The following is a 14813-nucleotide window of genomic DNA, read 5'->3' as shown; positions in this document are numbered from 1 at the left end:
CCTGAGCACCTCAACTCCCCGACGGGATCGGCGTGTTGGGCGTCGCGGACGGCAGATCAGGCCAGCCACCGCACGGCGGAGGCCCGTCGGATGTGCACGAGCACGTCGAAGGCTTCGGCGACCGAGTCGACCGTGAGGTATCCGGCCGCGTCGTCGCGGGGGTCGTAGACGCCGCTGATGACCCGTGCCTTGGCCGGTCCCTGCCAGTGGCGGCGTACGTCGTCGCGTCGCAGGTCGAGCCAGTGGGCGGCCGCGTCCACCTCGCCGAGCCGCGCGTCGAGCGACCCCGCGAGGGGCTCCGGGACGACCGTGACCCCCAGATCGCCGTGGTGGAAGCCGATGGCGACGGACACGTACCGGTCGCCGTACCGCGCACGCAGCACGCTGCCCACGGTTGCCCGCGCGTCCTGTCCGGGCGCCATGCCCAGCACCGTCCCGGCCGCAGCGGTGTGCGCGATGCCGTCCCAATAGACCACGCGCGTCCCGGACCGCCGCTGGAAGCCGGCGACGACATCCGACCACGCCGTGGCCTCGCCCGCGTAGTCTCCCCGCCCGGCCACGCTGTGCTCATGGAAGTCGACGATCAGCCGCATGTGGGCCAGGGCGGCCTCGCGCCCCTCGCCCTCGGGCAGCGAACGGAGGAGGGCGAGCGCGTCGCGGGCGTGCTCGGCGAAGGGGCGCCCCGGATGCGTTCCCCGGGCGCGCTGTACGTGTTCGTCGAGGTCATGGGCGGTACGGATCGGGTCCAGATGGGAAGCCGTCCTGGCCAGCAGCTGGGGCGCCCGGGCGCGGACGTGCTCCAGGACGGCGTCGTAGTCCTCGCGCCCGGCCTGCGCCGGTTTGACGCCGAAGACGCGTACGGGGTCGTGGGGGTGGGCCCGGTTGAACGCGCGGATCCACTCCAGGGCGGCGGCCATCTCGGCGGTGCGCTGCGGCCGCCAGGCGTGGTCGAGTGCGGCGGCGGCCGAATCCGCGCCGCCGCCCACATAGGCGTCGAGCGTCGCGCCGACGCCCGCGCTGTCCTGGACGGCGAGCGCCCGGAAGCCGTGGTCGCGGACCAGCCGGCGCAGGAGCTGGTCCCGCACGCCGAAGGTCTCGCGGGAGAACCGGGTGGACTCCCCGACGCCGACGATCGTGGCCCCGGCGGCCACCCGCTCGGCGAGCGCGTCGAGTGCGGCGTCCGAAAGGGGCAGGGCCTCCTCGGTGGTGGCAGGGGAGGCGGGGGCGCTGTTCACGGTGTCGTTGCTCATGCCGCCAAGCCTCCGACCTGAACCCCGCTTGAGGTCAAGGGGCGACTTCCGGCGGTGGAGCAAGGCCTGAACTTCCGCGCCCGACGCGGTAGTTGCGGGGATGGGCGCCCTCTATTCCCGGACCCGACAAACTGACCGGGTGGTCTATATCACCCCCCGTCAACCCCTCCCTACGGTGGCGTAGGTCACTTGCGGGGGTGGAGTATATGCACTCGTGGCAGACGATTCGAGATCATTCAGCAGCGGCACGTTCGGGTCGTACACGGCCATCGGCGACAGCTTCACGGAGGGCGTCGGGGACCCCGGCCCGGACGGCACGTTCGTCGGCTGGGCGGACCGGTTCGCCGTGCTCCTCGGGGACCAGCGGCCGGAGGGCACCTTCCGGTACGCCAACCTCGCGGTCCGGGGCAGGCTCCTCGACCAGATCGTCGAGGAGCAGGTGCCCAGGGCCAAGGAGCTCGCTCCCGACCTGGTGAGCTTCTGTGCGGGCGGCAACGACATCATCCGGCCCGGTACCGACCCGGACGAGGTGGCCGAACGCTTCGAGCGGGCCCTCGCCGACCTGAAGCCCGCCGTCGGCACCGTCATGGTGACCACCGGCTTCGACACCCGGGGCGTCACCCTGCTCCGTCATCTGCGGGGCAAGATCGCGACGTACAACGGGCACGTGCGCGCCATCGCGGACCGCTACGGCTGCCCGGTGCTCGACCTCTGGTCGCTGAAGTCCATTCAGGACAGGCGGGCTTGGGACAACGACCGCCTGCACCTCTCCCCGGAGGGGCACACCCGGGTCGCGCTGCGCGCCGCCCAGGTGCTCGGGCTCGACGTCCCGGCCGACCCGGACCAGCCCTGGCCGCCCCTGCCGCCGCGCAACTCCCTGGAGGTGCGGCGCGACGACATCAACTGGGCGCGCGAATATCTGGTGCCGTGGATCGGACGGCGGCTGCGCGGCGAGTCCTCGGGCGACGAGGTCTCGCCCAAGCGTCCCGACCTGCTGCCGCTCTGACGAAGCGTCAGGACGGCGGGCGGGCCGACCTGACACGTCGCTGACGGGCGTCAGGAAGAAGCTTCCTCGCGCGGCCGCCCGGCCAGGACCTTCCTCTCCACCTCCGGGTCGAGGCCGACCCGGGGGCGGTCCGGGCGCTGGGGGGCGCTGCCGCCGATGGAGCCGAGCCAGGCCCAGGTGTCGGCCACCGTCTCCAGTACGGGCCGGCACCGCAGCCCGGCCGCGAGCGCCTTGGCCACCGTGGAGCCGTGCATGGTGTCGTGCTGCTCGCCCGGCGGGATCCACACCGGCAGATGCAGCCAGGGCTCGATTCCGGCCGCCAGGATCGGCTCGGGATCGGTCCAGCGCGGCACGGCCCGGCCGCCCGTGACGTGCACGCACGCGTCGAGGAGCGCGCCCATCGTGGCGTGACCCACCGGGCTGACGAGGTCGTACGCCCCGCCGCGCCCCGCCTCGGCGGCATCCAGGGTCCACTCGGCGAGGTCGCGGCAGTCGATGTACTGGATCCCCGCGTCGCGCGGGCCCGGCGCGAGCATGTCGCCGCCGCGCGCGGCACGGGCGAGCCACCAGGGGAGCCGGCCGATGTTCTCCCCGGGGCCGAGGATCAGGCCCGCGCGCACCAACAGGGCCCGGTCCTCGCCGAGTTCACGCACGACGGCCAGCTCGCCGCCGCGCTTGGCCCGTGGGTAGTCGGCCGCGTCACCGTCGTCGGGGGAGCCGGCCACCAGGGGTGCGTCCTCGCCCGCGTCGGGTGGCGTCGGGTGCGCGTACACCGAGCGGCTCGACACGTACACATAACGGCCGACCCGGCCGGCGAGCAGCCTCGCCGCGTCGCGGACCACGGCCGGGGCGCCCGACCAGGTGTCGACGACCACGTCCCAGCCGCCGTCGGTGAGCGCCGCGAGCCCGCCGTCGGCGGTGCGGTCGCCGTGCAGCGAGAGCACGCCGGCGGGTGGCTCGTGCCGCCCGCGATGGAAGACCGTCACCTCGTGGCCGCGCGCGAGCGCCGCCTCGGTCACGGCCCGGCCGACGAACTCCGTTCCCCCCAGCAGCACTACTCTCATGCCCTCCACTCTGCCCGGCGCGGCCCTCATCGGGAACGGTTGCTTGCTCTGGGCGTAACCCGGGGGGAGATCACGGCCGGTAGAGGGTGCCCGGTTGGGGGGTGCCGGGGGCGAGCAGCTGCGGCACGGTGACGAACGTGTAGCCGCGCTCGGTCAGTTCGTCGATGATGCCGGGGACGGCGGGCACGGTGCCGTCGTAGATGTCGTGCAGCAGGATGATGCCGTCCCGGCTCGCCTGGTCGAGGATCCGCTTGTGGATCAGGGCGCTGTCGGTCGTGGCGTAGTCCTTGGCGGTGGCGCTCCACAGCACCTGGGAGAGGCCGAGTTCCTTGCTGACGGCCGTGACCTCGTCATTGGTGCGGCCCTGCGGCGGACGCATCAGCGTGGGCGCACGGCCGGTCAGGGCCTCCACCGCCCGCTGGGTGCGGCCGAGTTCGGAGCGGATCTCGTCCGGCTTCAACTGGTCGAGCCGACGGTGCGTCCAGGTGTGGTTGGCGATCTCGTGCCCCTCCGCGGCGGCCCGGCGGACGATGTCGGGATACGTGTCCACGTGCTTGCTGCCGAGCAGGAAGAAGGTGGCGTGCACCTTCTTCTCCTTGAGGATGTCGAGGAGTTGGGGCGTGTGCGGGCCGGGCCCGGCGTCGAAGGTGAGGGCGATGCACTTGGCTCTGGCGCAGTCCACCGTGCCCGCGGTGCGGGCGGCCTTCGCCTGGACCCTGGTGTCGGCCCGGCCGCGGGCCTCCTGAGGAGAGGTGGAGTCCTGCCCGCAGCCGGCCAGCGCCAGCCCCAGAACGGCGGCGGCGGCCAGGCTTGCGGTGGCGGCGGCCCGGGGCCGGCGGGAACGTGCGGTGTTCTTGAGCATGGCGGTGCCCTCCCCGATGACGCGTCGTTGAGAGGCCCCGGGATCAGGGGCCGGGGTCGACTATACGTGAGGTGTATACATCGAGTGCATAGTGGTGGCCACCACAGGGGCTGAGGTTGCCCATGCGGGCCTGCACCGAGCAGTTAAGGGGCGCGGGGAACTGCGCGACCAGCCACGCACGGCCCGCACCCGAAAGCGGGGCGCCCTGGGGCTCCGCCCCAGTCCCCGTTCGCGCCTTAAGGGCGCTCGTCCTCAATCGCCGGACGGGCTGGGGTGCGGGCCCGCACCGAGCAGTTAAGGGGCGCGGGGAACTGCGCGACCAGCCACGCACGGCCCGCAGTCGAAAGCGGGGCGCCCTGGGGCTCCGCCCCAGTCCCCGTTCGCGCCTTAAGGGCGCTCGTCCTCAATCGCCGGACGGGCTGGGGTGCGGGCCCGCACCGAGCAGTTAAGGGGCGCGGGGAACTGCGCGACCAGCCACGCACGGCCCGCAGCCGAAAGCGGGGCGCCCTGGGGCTCCGCCCCAGTCCCCGTTCGCGCCTTAAGGGCGCTCGTCCTCAATCGCCGGACGGGCTGGGGTGCTGGCCAGCGCCGAGTAGTTAGGGGCGCGGGGAACTGCGCGCCCAGCCACGCACGATCCGCAGACGAACGGGCCGGGGGCTCGGTGCGGGCCGGTGCCAGCGCTGCTAGGGGCGCGGGGAACTGCGCGAGCGGCGACCGCGGCCCGCAGATGAACGGACCGGGGGGGGACGCGGTGCGGGCCGGTATCGGTGCCGCTAGGGGCGCGGGGGCGGGGTCGGCAGGGCAGGGCGGGGTTGACCCGGCAGGGCCGGGTCAACCCCCGGCCGGCCAGGGGTCGCCGGCGACCCGCGCATGGAGATGCTCATCGTGCCAACCATCCGCATGCAACAGCGCACTCCGCATCGTCCCCTCCAGAGCGAACCCGGCCCGCCGCGCCACCCGGCACGACGCCGGGTTGCTCACCGAGTGCGTGATCCGGATCCGGTGCAGGCCCAGTTCGTCCAGGGCCCACCGGCTGACCCGCAGCGTGGCGTCCAGTGCCGCGCCCCCGCCGCGGCCGGCCGGAAGCAGCCAGTACAGGATCTCCGCGCTGCCGCCCCGCAGGTCGAAGTCGGCCAGCCCGATCAGGCCCACCGCCCGGTCGTCCGCACGCCGCGAGATCGCCCAGATCGCCGCCTGCTCCTCCGTCCAGCGCTGCCCCCAGTGCGCGATCTTCGCCCGGGCCGCCTCCAGGGACAGCTGCTCGACGCGGTTCCACCGCACGATGTCCGGGTCCAGGGCCGAGGCCACCAGGACGTCCGCGTCGGATTCCCGCCAGGGACGCAGCTCCCGCCCGCCGGGCAGGACGAACGAAGGCTGCTGCTGCCGAGCCATGCGGCCCGCGGGCACTACGGGCGGTATCGGAGTGATCATCCCCGCATCATGGCAGAGCCGCCCGGGCGGACTTCGGGAATCCGCCGGCCGGGAGGAGCGTTCCAGGGGCACCCCCTTCCGCCGGTGGCGGCCCCCTTCCGCCGGTGGCGGCCCCCACCCGCCGGTGGTCACCCCCACCCGTTCACCTCGAAGCCGTTCACCCCGCAGGCCCCCGCACCGGCACAGACGTACCGGCCGCCCATAATGGAATGACCCCGAGTCCCTGGAGGTGCCGTGACCGGCGCTGGTTCTCTGCTTCCCCTTCGCTCCAGACTCCGCGAGCTGCGGACCGACGCGTTCGGCGCCGACCCGGCGGGGGAGCGGATGGCCCGCATTCGCCGCTCGCCCAACTTCGCGGACGGCGTCTTCAGGAACCCGGAAGGCGAGACGCGGATCCGGCCCTCGGGCTCGACCGTGGAGTTCGCGAAGCGGTTCTTCGCCAAGGAGCAGCGCGTACGTCGCGCTCCGACCGGCACCATCCCGGTCCACCCCACCACCCTCGCCGACCTCGCGAAGCCGCCGACGACCGGGCTGCGGCTCACCTGGATGGGGCATTCGAGCGTGCTGGCCGAGATCGACGGGCGGCGGGTGCTGTTCGACCCGGTGTGGGGCGAGCGCTGCTCGCCCTTCGCCTTCGCCGGGCCCAAGCGGCTGCATCCCGTCCCGCTGCCGCTGGCCGCCCTCGGCCCCGTCGACGTCGTCGTCATCTCGCACGACCACTACGACCACCTCGACCTGCCCACGATCCGCGCCCTCGCCGCGACCGACACGGTCTTCGCCGTGCCGCTCGGGGTCGGCGCGCACCTGGAGCACTGGGGCGTACCGCTCGACCGGATCCACGAGCTGGACTGGAACGAGTCCGCGAAGGTCGACGGGCTCACGTTCACCGCGACCCCGGCCCGCCACTTCTGCGGCCGTGGCCTGCGCAACCAGCAGCACACGCTGTGGGCGTCCTGGGTGGTGGCCGGGCCCGAGCACCGGATCTACCACAGCGGGGACACGGGCTACTTCGACGGATTCCGGGACATCGGCGCGGAGCACGGGCCGTTCGACGCGACGATGATCCAGATCGGTGCGTACAGCGAGTTCTGGCCCGACATCCACATGACCCCCGCCGAAGGCCTGCGCGCCCACCTCGACCTCCAGGGGGGCGCCCCGCACGGCGTGATCATGCCGATCCACTGGGGCACCTTCAACCTCGCCCCGCACCCGTGGGCCGAGCCGGGCGAGTGGACGAAGGACGCGGCGCAGGAAGCGAACCAGGCCGCCGCCTTCCCCCGCCCCGGCGAGCCCTTCGAGCCGGCGGCCGCGCTGCCCGGTGACCCCTGGTGGCAGGCGCTCTCCGTCCCGCTCGCCCACCCGTGGCGCCGCCCCCGTCCGGCGGGCATCCGCCCCAGCGCCACCCCCGCGGCCGACCTCGACCTGGCCGGGGACCGGTGACGGGACGGGGCGCCGGCCCCCACGCCCGCTCGGTGCGTGAGTTGCCGTGGGTACCCCCGGTAAGGGCGGGGACGAGGAGACTGTGACTGTGCGGACCCGACCCGTTCTCGTCTACGACGGAGACTGCGCGTTCTGCACCTCCTGCGCGAGCTTCGTCGAGCGCCGTGTCAGGCCCCGCTGCACGATCACCCCGTGGCAGTTCGCAGATCTCGACGCGCTCGGCGTCACCGAACAGCGGGCGCGGTACGAGCTGTTGTGGGTCACGCCCGGCGGAGTGGTCCAGGGTGGTGCCGACGCCGTCGCCCGCCTGCTGTTGAGCGCGGGTCGGGGATGGGCCCCCTTGGGCGCCGCGCTCACCCTGCCTCCCCTGCGCTGGATGGCCCACGGCGTCTACCGGCTCGTGGCCGACAATCGGCAGCGGCTGCCGGGCGGCACGGCGGCCTGTGCGGTACGCCGGGAGCCCGGGCCGCGCCCGCCCGGCGGCGGGTGAGAACGGGCGGGTGGGAAGAGGGCGCACAGCCTCGCCCGAAAGGGTTTGCGGGCCCGCGAGGGGGGTGCGTAGCGTCACCGTCCATGACCCCGACGCTACGGACCGAGCGGTTGCTCCTCGACCCCTACACCCCCGACGACGAAGAGGATTTCGTCGCCCTGTTCCAGGACCGACGGGTGTCGCGCTGGATGGGCGAGGGGCCGACCTCCGAAGCGGAGGACCGGGCTCTGTTCCGGCGGGTCTTCACCCAGGTGTACGCGCGGGACCTGTTCGCCGTATGGGCCGTACGCAGGGACGGAGTGCTGATCGGGCACGCCGAGATCAAGCCCACCGAGGCGACGGGCGGCCACGAGATCATTTATGCGCTGGCGCCTGCGGCGTGGGGAGCCGGCCTGGGCACGGAGCTCGCCCAAGCCGTCGTCGCCCACGGCTTCGACACCCTCGGCCTGACCGAGGTGCACGCCACGGTGGCGGCCGAGAACACGGCCTCGCTGACGCTGCTGGCCAGGATCGGCTTCGTCCACGTCCGTGACATTCAGGAGGACGACGGCAGTACCACCCGCGTACTGACCCTCACCCGCCGCCCACCGAACGGCCCCTGACCCCCGCCGCACCGACACCGTCACTCCTCTCGCGCTGCTGCGGAACACGGAGTCCCGCGAGCTGACTTACGGTTGCCGGGTGGAGTTGGTGGGAGCGATCCGCTCTTGCGGGCAGTGGGAGGGTGAGGAACGGATGGAACAGCACGGCGCGCGCGTGGTGGCCGACCTGGGCCGAGAGCTCGCGGCGGCGTCGTCGCAAACGGGTGGTGCGCTGTGGCGGCTCGCCGAGAGCGGACGCGGTCTGGACGCCAATCTGCTCCGGCTGCCCCCGGGCCGCGCCATCGACGAACACACCGACCTCGTGCTGGACGTCCTGCTCGTCGTCCTCGAAGGAAGCGGGGAACTCCGTACGGAGTCGGGCTCCCAGGATCTGCGCCCGGTCAGCGCGCTCTGGCTGCCCAAGGGTTCGCGCCGGGCGCTGGTGGCGGGGGCCGACGGGATGGGCTACCTGTCCGTGCACCAGCGCAGGCCCGGGCTCACCATCGGGACCCCGCCGCGCCCCGAGGCCGGCGAGGAAGCCGGCCTCCTGGCCCGGGTCTGCCCCGAGTGCGGCCGCCTCGCCCCGGAACGCGCGGCGAGGTTCTGCTGGAGCTGCGGCTCGGCGCTGGAGGCCTGAGCGAGGCGCGCGTCGCGCCTTAAGGGCGCTCGTCCTCAATCGCCGGACGGGCTGAAGGGCGCTCATGCGGGCCGGCACCGACCCGCTGGGGGCGCGGGGAACTGCGCGAGAAGCGGGCACGGTCCGCAGCCGGGAGCGGGTTTCTGGGGCTCTGCCCCAGACCCCGTGTCGCGCCTGAATGGCGCTCGTCCTCAATCGCCGGACGGGCTGAAGGGCGCTCGTGCGGGCCGGCACCAACCCGCTGGGGGCGCGGGGAACTGCGCGGGACGCGGGCACGGTCCGCAGCCGGGAGCGGGTTTCTGGGGCTCCGCCCCAGACCCCGTGTCGCGCCTTGAGGGCGCTCGTCCTCAATCGCCGGACGGGCTGAAGGGCGCTCGTGCGGGCCGGCACCAATTCGCTGGGGGCGCGGGGAACTGCGCGAGTCGCGGGCACGGTCCGCAGTCGACGTCTGGTTTTGGGGGCGCGGGGAACTGCGCAAAACGCCGGCACGGTCCCCGGATGAGGGGCGGCGTTGCTGGGGCTGGCCCAAGCCCCGGGCTCGGGTGGCCCGCGTACCAGCGCCGGGGGCGGGATCAGGGCGGGGGCGCCAACTACCCTCCCCCCGGGCCCAGTTGGTCGATCGTGGCCGTCGGCCGAACCGGGTGCTATGTTCCGTCGATGATGGATGCCGACGCCGCCCAAACCGTCCTCGACTCCACCCCCTTCGCCCCCTGGTGGGGATTCCGGGTGGACGCCGTCAAGGAGGGCTGGGCCCGGGTCTCGCTCCCGCGGCGCCCGGAACTCTTCCGCCCCGGCGGTGTCCTCCAGGGCGGCTGCGCGATGACGCTCGCCGATGTGACCTGCTGGATCGCGATCATGTCGCTGTTCGGCGAGGACGACCCTTCCGTGACCCAGCAGATGACCACGAGCTTCCTGGGTCCGGCTCGCACCGACCTCGTCTGCGAGTCGACGATCGTGCGGCCCGGGCGGCTCATCGTCTACGGGACCGCCGAGACGAGGGACACCGCGGGCAGGCTCGTCTCCCACCACACCCTGACCTACGTCCGCCCGCCCCGACCCGCCGCCGACTGAGCCCCCCCGGGCGCGCGGGATTTCCCGCGGCCCCGACCGATCACGGCCAACGCCACGGGCCCCGCCCCGGGGGTTTCCCGCAGCGGCGGCCGATCACGGCCAACGCCCGCCCACCACCGGCCCCGCCAGCCGCCCCCCCCGGTCGCGTACGGCCAAAATTCTCACCCCCGCACAACCCCCAGGCATGATTCACAGCTCCCCTGCGTATGTTTCGCCGTATGCACTCCCCGCGTTCTGGCCCGGCCGGTTCCCTGTTCACCCGCATCCTGCGCTTCCTCGGCGTGAGCGTTCTGGCGGGCGCATTGGCCGCCGGGATCGCGCTGCCCGTGGCGGGCGGGCTCGGTGTGGGCGCCAAGTCGGCGGCGGAGAGCTTCAACGGACTGCCCGACGCGTTCAAGGCGCCCCCGCTCTCCCAGGCGTCCCAGATCTACGACGCCGACGGCGGTCTCATCGCCACCGTCTACGACCGCGACCGCACCGTCATATCCGGCGACCACATCGCCCCCGTCATGCGCACGGCGCTGATCGACATCGAGGACAACCGGTTCTACCAGCACGGAGCCGCGGACCTTCAGGGCGTGCTGCGCGCCCTGAACAAGAACGCCGCCACCGGCGGTGTGGCCCAGGGCGCCTCCACCCTCACCCAGCAGTACGTGAAGAACGTCTTCGTCGAGCAGGCGGGCAGTGACCAGAAGGCGGTCCTCGAAGCCCAGCGCCAGACCCTGGGCCGCAAGATCCAGGAGCTGCGCTACGCGATCGAGTTGGAGCGGACCCTCTCCAAGGACCAGATCCTCACCAACTATCTGAACATCACGTTCTTCGGCGAGCAGGCGTACGGGATCGAGGCCGCCGCGACCCGCTACTTCAGCGTGTCCGCCAAGGACCTGTCCCTGCCGCAGGCGGCCCTGCTCGCGGGCCTCGTCCAGTCGCCGTCCATGTACGACCCGGTCACCCACCCCCAGGCGGCCAAGCAGCGCCGCGACACCGTCCTGAACCAGATGGCCAAATACGGTTCGATCAGCGCCGCCCAGGCCCAGCAGGCCATCAGCACCCCGGTCAGGCTCAAGGTCAGCGCGCCGCGCCAGGGGTGCATCACCGCTCACCTGGGCGAGGGCTTCTTCTGCGACTACGTGCACCGCATCGTGTTGAGCGACCCGGCGTTCGGCAGGACGGCCGCCGAGCGCCGGGCGCTGTGGAGCAGGGGCGGGCTCCAGATCCGCACCACGCTCTCGCCCAAGGCGCAGAAGGCACTTCAGGATTCGGTCACCTCGCACGCGTACACCACGGACGACGCCGCCGCCGTGATGAGCCTCGTGCAACCCGGCACCGGCAAGATCGTCGCGATGGGCCAGAGCCGCGACTACGGGCTCGGCGCGCACCAGACGGAGATCAACCTCAACGTCGGTACGCGCATGGGCGGCGGCCTCGGCTTCCCGACCGGCTCCACGTTCAAGCCGATCGTGGCGGCCGCCGCCCTGGAGAAGGGCATGAGCCCGGACCAGAAGTACCCCGCGCCGTACTCCATGCCCTGGCCCGCCATGTCCGACTGCGCAGGGAACACCTATCCGGAGAACGGCGAGGTCCACAACGACAGCCCGTCCCTGACCGGCCCGTTCGGGATGCCGGACGCCATGGCTCAGTCCGTCAACACCTACTTCGCCCAACTGGAGGCCGACACCGGCCTGTGCGACGTGGCGAAGATGGCCAACGCGCTCGGCATCACCGCGCAGGCGGGCGGCACGAAATTGCAGGTGGTCCCCTCGCTCACGCTCGGCAGCAATGACCTGACCCCGCTGGAGATGGCCAATGTGTACGCCACCTTCGCCAACCACGGCACGTACTGCACCCCGGTGGCCCTCACCTCCGTGACCAAGCCGGACGGCGGGAGCGTCCCGGTGCCGGGCGCCGACTGCCACCCGGTGATGTCCGCCGAGACCGCCGACACCATCACCACGATGCTCCTCGGCGTCGTGCAGGACGGCACCGGCAAACCGGCCGGGCTCACCGACCGCGACAGCGCGGGCAAGACCGGCACCACGGACGAGAGCAAGCAGGTCTGGTTCGCCGGATACACCCCCGAACTCGCGGGCGCCGCCGTCGTCAGCGACACCAGGGCCCCGCGCGACCTCGACGGCCAGAGCATCGGCGGCGAAACCGTCGGCCAGGCCTTCGGCGGCACCCTCGCGGGACCCGTTTGGCGCGACTCCATCGAAGGGGCGCTGGAGGGTCAGCCCGCCGGGACGCTCACCACGACCACCCTGCCGGGATCCGGCGGGTGAGGTGAACGGCGCCCGGATCAGGGGTTGTTGAGATAGGTGAGGACCGCGAGGACACGGCGGTTGCCGGTGTCGTCGTCGCTGATGCCGAGTTTGCCGAACATGGACGTCGTGTACTTGCTGATCGCGCTCTCACTGAGGAACAGACGCTGCCCGATGGCCGCGTTGGAGAGCCCCTCGGCCATCAAGGAGAGCACCGCGTGCTCGCGTTCGGTGAGCGCTTCGAGCAGCCGGTTCGAGGAGCCGCTGGAGAACAGCTTGGCGATGACCGCCGGATCCATGGCCGTGCCCCCGGCGGCGACGCGCTCCAGGGCGTCCATGAACTGGTCCGCGTCGAACACGCTCTCCTTGAGGAAGTAGCCGATGCCGCCGGCGCCGTCGGCCAACAGCTCGCGGGCATAGAGCTGTTCGACGTGCTGGGAGAGGATGAGGACGGGCAGGCCCGGCACTTCGCGGCGGGCGGCGAGGGCCGCGCGCAGACCCTCGTCCGACTGGGTCGGCGGCATCCGCACATCGACGACCGCGACATCCGGCCGCCACTTCAGGAGGGCCGCGAGCGTCTCGGGCCCGGTGGTGGCCGTCGCCACCACCTCGTGCCCGTAGGCCTCGATGAGGCGGACCATTCCGTCACGGAGGAGGTAGAGGTCCTCGGCTACCACGATGCGCATGGCACCATCATCCTCGCCCGCGTCGGGCCGCCCGCCGGGCTGGTGATCTCCAGGGTCCCGTCGAAGACCGCGAGGCGCCGGCGCAACCCGTCGAGGCCGCCCCCGGAGCGTGGATCGGCCCCGCCCCGCCCGTCGTCCTCGACCACCACCACGAGGTCGGGGCCCGTTCGGGTCAGGGAGATCCGCGCCCGGGACGCCTGGGCGTGCTTGACGGCGTTGGTGACCAGTTCGACCACACCGAAGTACAGCGCGGACTCGACGGGCGGCTCCAGGCGGAGCTCGACGTCGGCCTCGACCCGCACTTCCAGCGGGCTGTCCAGGGCGAACGCGCGCACGGCGTCGACAAGACCGCGCTCGTTGAGGACGGGCGGGTTGATGCCCTGGACCAGGTCGCGCAGCTCCGTCAGCGAGGTGGCGGCTCCCGTCCGGGCCTCCCGCATGAGCGCCTTGGCCCGCTCGGGGTCCCTCTCCATCAGCTTCTCCGCCGTCGCCAGCGACATTCCGAGCGCCACCAGACGTGCCTGCGCCCCGTCGTGCAGATCCCGCTCGATCCGACGGATCTCCGCGGCCTGCGCGATCGTGGTGTCCGCGCGCTGCGCGGTCAGTTCGTCCACCCGGTCCGCGAGCGTCATCGCCGCCGACGGCCGCAGAAACCGTACGGCCACCGGTTCGAGGGACCGCCACGCGTAGGGGGCGGACCCGAGGGCGACGGCCACGCCGAGCACCCCCACTCCGTTCGCGAGGAACCCGGAGCCGCCGAAACCGAGGACGGCCGCGGCCACCCCGGCCGGCGGGACGGCCGCCACCAGGCCCGCGGTCACCGGCAGGATCACGACGAACCGCAGATCCCGCCAGTTGGCCGGGTCGCGCCACCGCAGCCGCATCTTCTGGTCGAGGACGGCGTCGCGGTCGGTGCGCTCATAGCCGAACCCGTTCCACCAGTACCCGGTGGTCAGTTGGGTCACCGGCCCGGGACGCCGGTACCCGGAGGCGATGACGGTGGAGCTCCAGCGCGCGACGAGGAAACGGACGGTCCGGCAGACCGGACGGGAGAGCCCGAGCGTGCCGACACCCACCAGGACCGCCGGGGCCAGCCACGACCAGGGGTTCGACGGCCCCCATGCGATGCCGAGCAGCACCGCGGCGGCCCACACGACGGGGACCAGCAGGGCGACGGCGACCACCGCGAACGCCCGTACCAGGCCCACCCCGACACTCGTCACCCACGACCGCATTCCACGCATGAGCTGTCCTCTCCCCGCACTCGGTGCACTCGGCTCGGTGATCTCCACTCTGCACCGCCCGTCACCGATGAGGACCCTTCCCAGCCGAGGAGTGGGTCTGGACCCACCCCGCCGTGCGTCCAGGCCCATACCGGCCCTTCCGCGCGCTTCCTAACGTCGACACCACACCGAGCAGGAAGCCGAGGAGAACCATGGACACCACCCACCGCACCGCGCCCAGCCCCCTCCGCGACGACAACGAACAGGCCTTCACCACAACCAAGTTGATCGTCAAGGCGTACGGCGCGCTGAGCGCCGGGGTGTTGATCACGGTCGTGGTCCGCGCCCTCACCGGACACACCGTGACCTCGTTCATGTGGGGCCGCTCGATCGGGGTGCTCGCGAGCGCCGCCGTGACGTACTGGCTGACGGTGCTCGCCGCACGGGGAAAGCGATGGGCCTATGTGCGGGTGCGGATCGTCTCGGTCGTCGTGCCCGTCGCCGTCGTCGCCGTCGACGTGATCCCCGGGACCCTCCCGGTGTGGTTCATCGCGCTGCACACGATCTGCGCCCTCACGCTCGCCGCGACCGCCTTCGTCGTCAACGGATCCGGGCTGCGCGCGGCCTTCCCCAAGACGCGCTGACGCGCCACGGACGGGCGGCCGCGGCAGGGCCGGCGTCGATCGGGCCGCCCCGAAACCGCCCGTCGAACGCGTGTCGGCACGCCTCGGCCGCCGCGCGATATCGGTCCCCCGTACGAGGCCTCATACCAGAGCGGGACGCTGCGTGGGGAAGTTTGCCAACTGCACACCGA

General features: G+C 72.6%; 14 protein-coding genes. 8 read left to right on the top strand and 6 right to left on the bottom strand.

Annotated elements, in window-relative coordinates:
• Positions 1-56: 56 nt before the first annotated feature.
• Positions 57-1250, bottom strand: coding sequence for an erythromycin esterase family protein (locus DWB77_RS06950; protein WP_120720407.1), 1194 nt, complete (start codon positions 1248-1250; stop codon positions 57-59).
• A 214-nt stretch (positions 1251-1464) separates the two neighbouring features.
• On the opposite strand from DWB77_RS06950, the gene DWB77_RS06945 reads away from it, so the two are divergent.
• Entirely contained in the window at positions 1465-2256 is a 792-nt protein-coding gene (locus tag DWB77_RS06945) for an SGNH/GDSL hydrolase family protein (protein WP_120720406.1), read from the top strand.
• Between the two features lie 50 nt (positions 2257-2306).
• Here the strand turns inward: DWB77_RS06945 and DWB77_RS06940 are convergent, their stop codons facing one another.
• The 3 genes from DWB77_RS06940 to DWB77_RS06930 form a co-directional block, all read right to left on the bottom strand.
• Positions 2307-3320, bottom strand: a complete 1014-nt coding sequence (locus tag DWB77_RS06940; protein WP_174248513.1) for an NAD-dependent epimerase/dehydratase family protein — start codon at positions 3318-3320, stop codon at positions 2307-2309.
• A gap of 70 nt (positions 3321-3390) precedes the next feature.
• Positions 3391-4182: a polysaccharide deacetylase family protein gene (locus tag DWB77_RS06935; RefSeq protein ID WP_120720405.1), complete on the bottom strand. Its 792-nt coding sequence runs from the start codon at positions 4180-4182 to the stop codon at positions 3391-3393.
• 831 nt (positions 4183-5013) lie between these two features.
• Positions 5014-5613, bottom strand: a complete 600-nt coding sequence (locus DWB77_RS06930) for a GNAT family N-acetyltransferase (protein ID WP_120720404.1) — start codon at positions 5611-5613, stop codon at positions 5014-5016.
• 234 nt (positions 5614-5847) lie between these two features.
• Between DWB77_RS06930 and DWB77_RS06925 the strand changes: the two genes are divergently transcribed.
• The 6 genes from DWB77_RS06925 (at position 5848) to DWB77_RS06900 (ending at position 12111) form a co-directional block, all read left to right on the top strand.
• Positions 5848-7053 carry an MBL fold metallo-hydrolase gene (locus tag DWB77_RS06925; protein WP_120720403.1) on the top strand — a complete coding sequence of 402 codons (1206 nt, stop codon included), beginning with the start codon at positions 5848-5850 and terminating at the stop codon, positions 7051-7053.
• Positions 7054-7141: 88 nt separating this feature from the next.
• Positions 7142-7543 carry a thiol-disulfide oxidoreductase DCC family protein gene (locus DWB77_RS06920; RefSeq protein ID WP_120720402.1) on the top strand — a complete coding sequence of 134 codons (402 nt, stop codon included), beginning with the start codon at positions 7142-7144 and terminating at the stop codon, positions 7541-7543.
• Positions 7544-7626: 83 nt separating this feature from the next.
• The gene (locus tag DWB77_RS06915; protein WP_120720401.1) at positions 7627-8145 is read left to right on the top strand and encodes a GNAT family N-acetyltransferase; all 519 of its coding nucleotides are present in this window, start codon (positions 7627-7629) and stop codon (positions 8143-8145) included.
• Between the two features lie 133 nt (positions 8146-8278).
• Positions 8279-8761, top strand: coding sequence for a zinc ribbon domain-containing protein (locus DWB77_RS06910; RefSeq protein WP_120720400.1), 483 nt, complete (start codon positions 8279-8281; stop codon positions 8759-8761).
• A 657-nt stretch (positions 8762-9418) separates the two neighbouring features.
• Complete coding sequence (locus DWB77_RS06905; protein WP_246033439.1) at positions 9419-9832, top strand: PaaI family thioesterase; 414 nt, start codon at positions 9419-9421, stop codon at positions 9830-9832.
• A gap of 218 nt (positions 9833-10050) precedes the next feature.
• Complete coding sequence (locus DWB77_RS06900) at positions 10051-12111, top strand: transglycosylase domain-containing protein (RefSeq protein WP_162952462.1); 2061 nt, start codon at positions 10051-10053, stop codon at positions 12109-12111.
• Between the two features lie 17 nt (positions 12112-12128).
• Here DWB77_RS06900 and DWB77_RS06895 read toward each other — a convergent pair whose 3' ends face one another.
• Positions 12129-12776 carry a response regulator transcription factor gene (locus DWB77_RS06895; protein ID WP_120720398.1) on the bottom strand — a complete coding sequence of 216 codons (648 nt, stop codon included), beginning with the start codon at positions 12774-12776 and terminating at the stop codon, positions 12129-12131.
• On the bottom strand, positions 12761-14020 hold the full coding sequence (locus DWB77_RS06890) for a sensor histidine kinase (RefSeq protein ID WP_120720397.1): 1260 nt from the start codon (positions 14018-14020) through the stop codon (positions 12761-12763). Before DWB77_RS06890 ends, DWB77_RS06895 begins: the two co-directional genes overlap by 16 nt.
• Before the next feature lie 191 nt (positions 14021-14211).
• Between DWB77_RS06890 and DWB77_RS06885 the strand changes: the two genes are divergently transcribed.
• On the top strand, positions 14212-14643 hold the full coding sequence (locus DWB77_RS06885) for a hypothetical protein (protein ID WP_120720396.1): 432 nt from the start codon (positions 14212-14214) through the stop codon (positions 14641-14643).
• Positions 14644-14813 lie beyond the last annotated feature (170 nt).

Origin of the sequence: Streptomyces hundungensis (genome assembly GCF_003627815.1) — a bacterium.
GTDB classification, from domain to species: domain Bacteria; phylum Actinomycetota; class Actinomycetes; order Streptomycetales; family Streptomycetaceae; genus Streptomyces; species Streptomyces hundungensis_A.
Note: the sequence above shows the minus strand (reverse complement) of the source record. Positions and strands in the feature narration are given on the sequence as shown.

Excerpts from the sequence above, each read along its gene's own strand:
- DWB77_RS06900 (WP_162952462.1), top strand. The coding sequence starts at position 10,051 with ATGCACTCCCCGCGTTCTGGCCCGGCCGGTTCCCTGTTCACCCGCATC.
- DWB77_RS06930 (WP_120720404.1), bottom strand. The coding sequence starts at position 5,613 with ATGATCACTCCGATACCGCCCGTAGTGCCCGCGGGCCGCATGGCTCGG.
- DWB77_RS06910 (WP_120720400.1), top strand. The coding sequence starts at position 8,279 with ATGGAACAGCACGGCGCGCGCGTGGTGGCCGACCTGGGCCGAGAGCTC.
- DWB77_RS06935 (WP_120720405.1), bottom strand. The coding sequence starts at position 4,182 with ATGCTCAAGAACACCGCACGTTCCCGCCGGCCCCGGGCCGCCGCCACC.
- DWB77_RS06950 (WP_120720407.1), bottom strand. The coding sequence starts at position 1,250 with ATGAGCAACGACACCGTGAACAGCGCCCCCGCCTCCCCTGCCACCACC.
- DWB77_RS06895 (WP_120720398.1), bottom strand. The coding sequence starts at position 12,776 with ATGCGCATCGTGGTAGCCGAGGACCTCTACCTCCTCCGTGACGGAATG.
- DWB77_RS06885 (WP_120720396.1), top strand. The coding sequence starts at position 14,212 with ATGGACACCACCCACCGCACCGCGCCCAGCCCCCTCCGCGACGACAAC.
- DWB77_RS06890 (WP_120720397.1), bottom strand. The coding sequence starts at position 14,020 with ATGCGTGGAATGCGGTCGTGGGTGACGAGTGTCGGGGTGGGCCTGGTA.
- DWB77_RS06915 (WP_120720401.1), top strand. The coding sequence starts at position 7,627 with ATGACCCCGACGCTACGGACCGAGCGGTTGCTCCTCGACCCCTACACC.
- DWB77_RS06905 (WP_246033439.1), top strand. The coding sequence starts at position 9,419 with ATGATGGATGCCGACGCCGCCCAAACCGTCCTCGACTCCACCCCCTTC.
- DWB77_RS06940 (WP_174248513.1), bottom strand. The coding sequence starts at position 3,320 with ATGAGAGTAGTGCTGCTGGGGGGAACGGAGTTCGTCGGCCGGGCCGTG.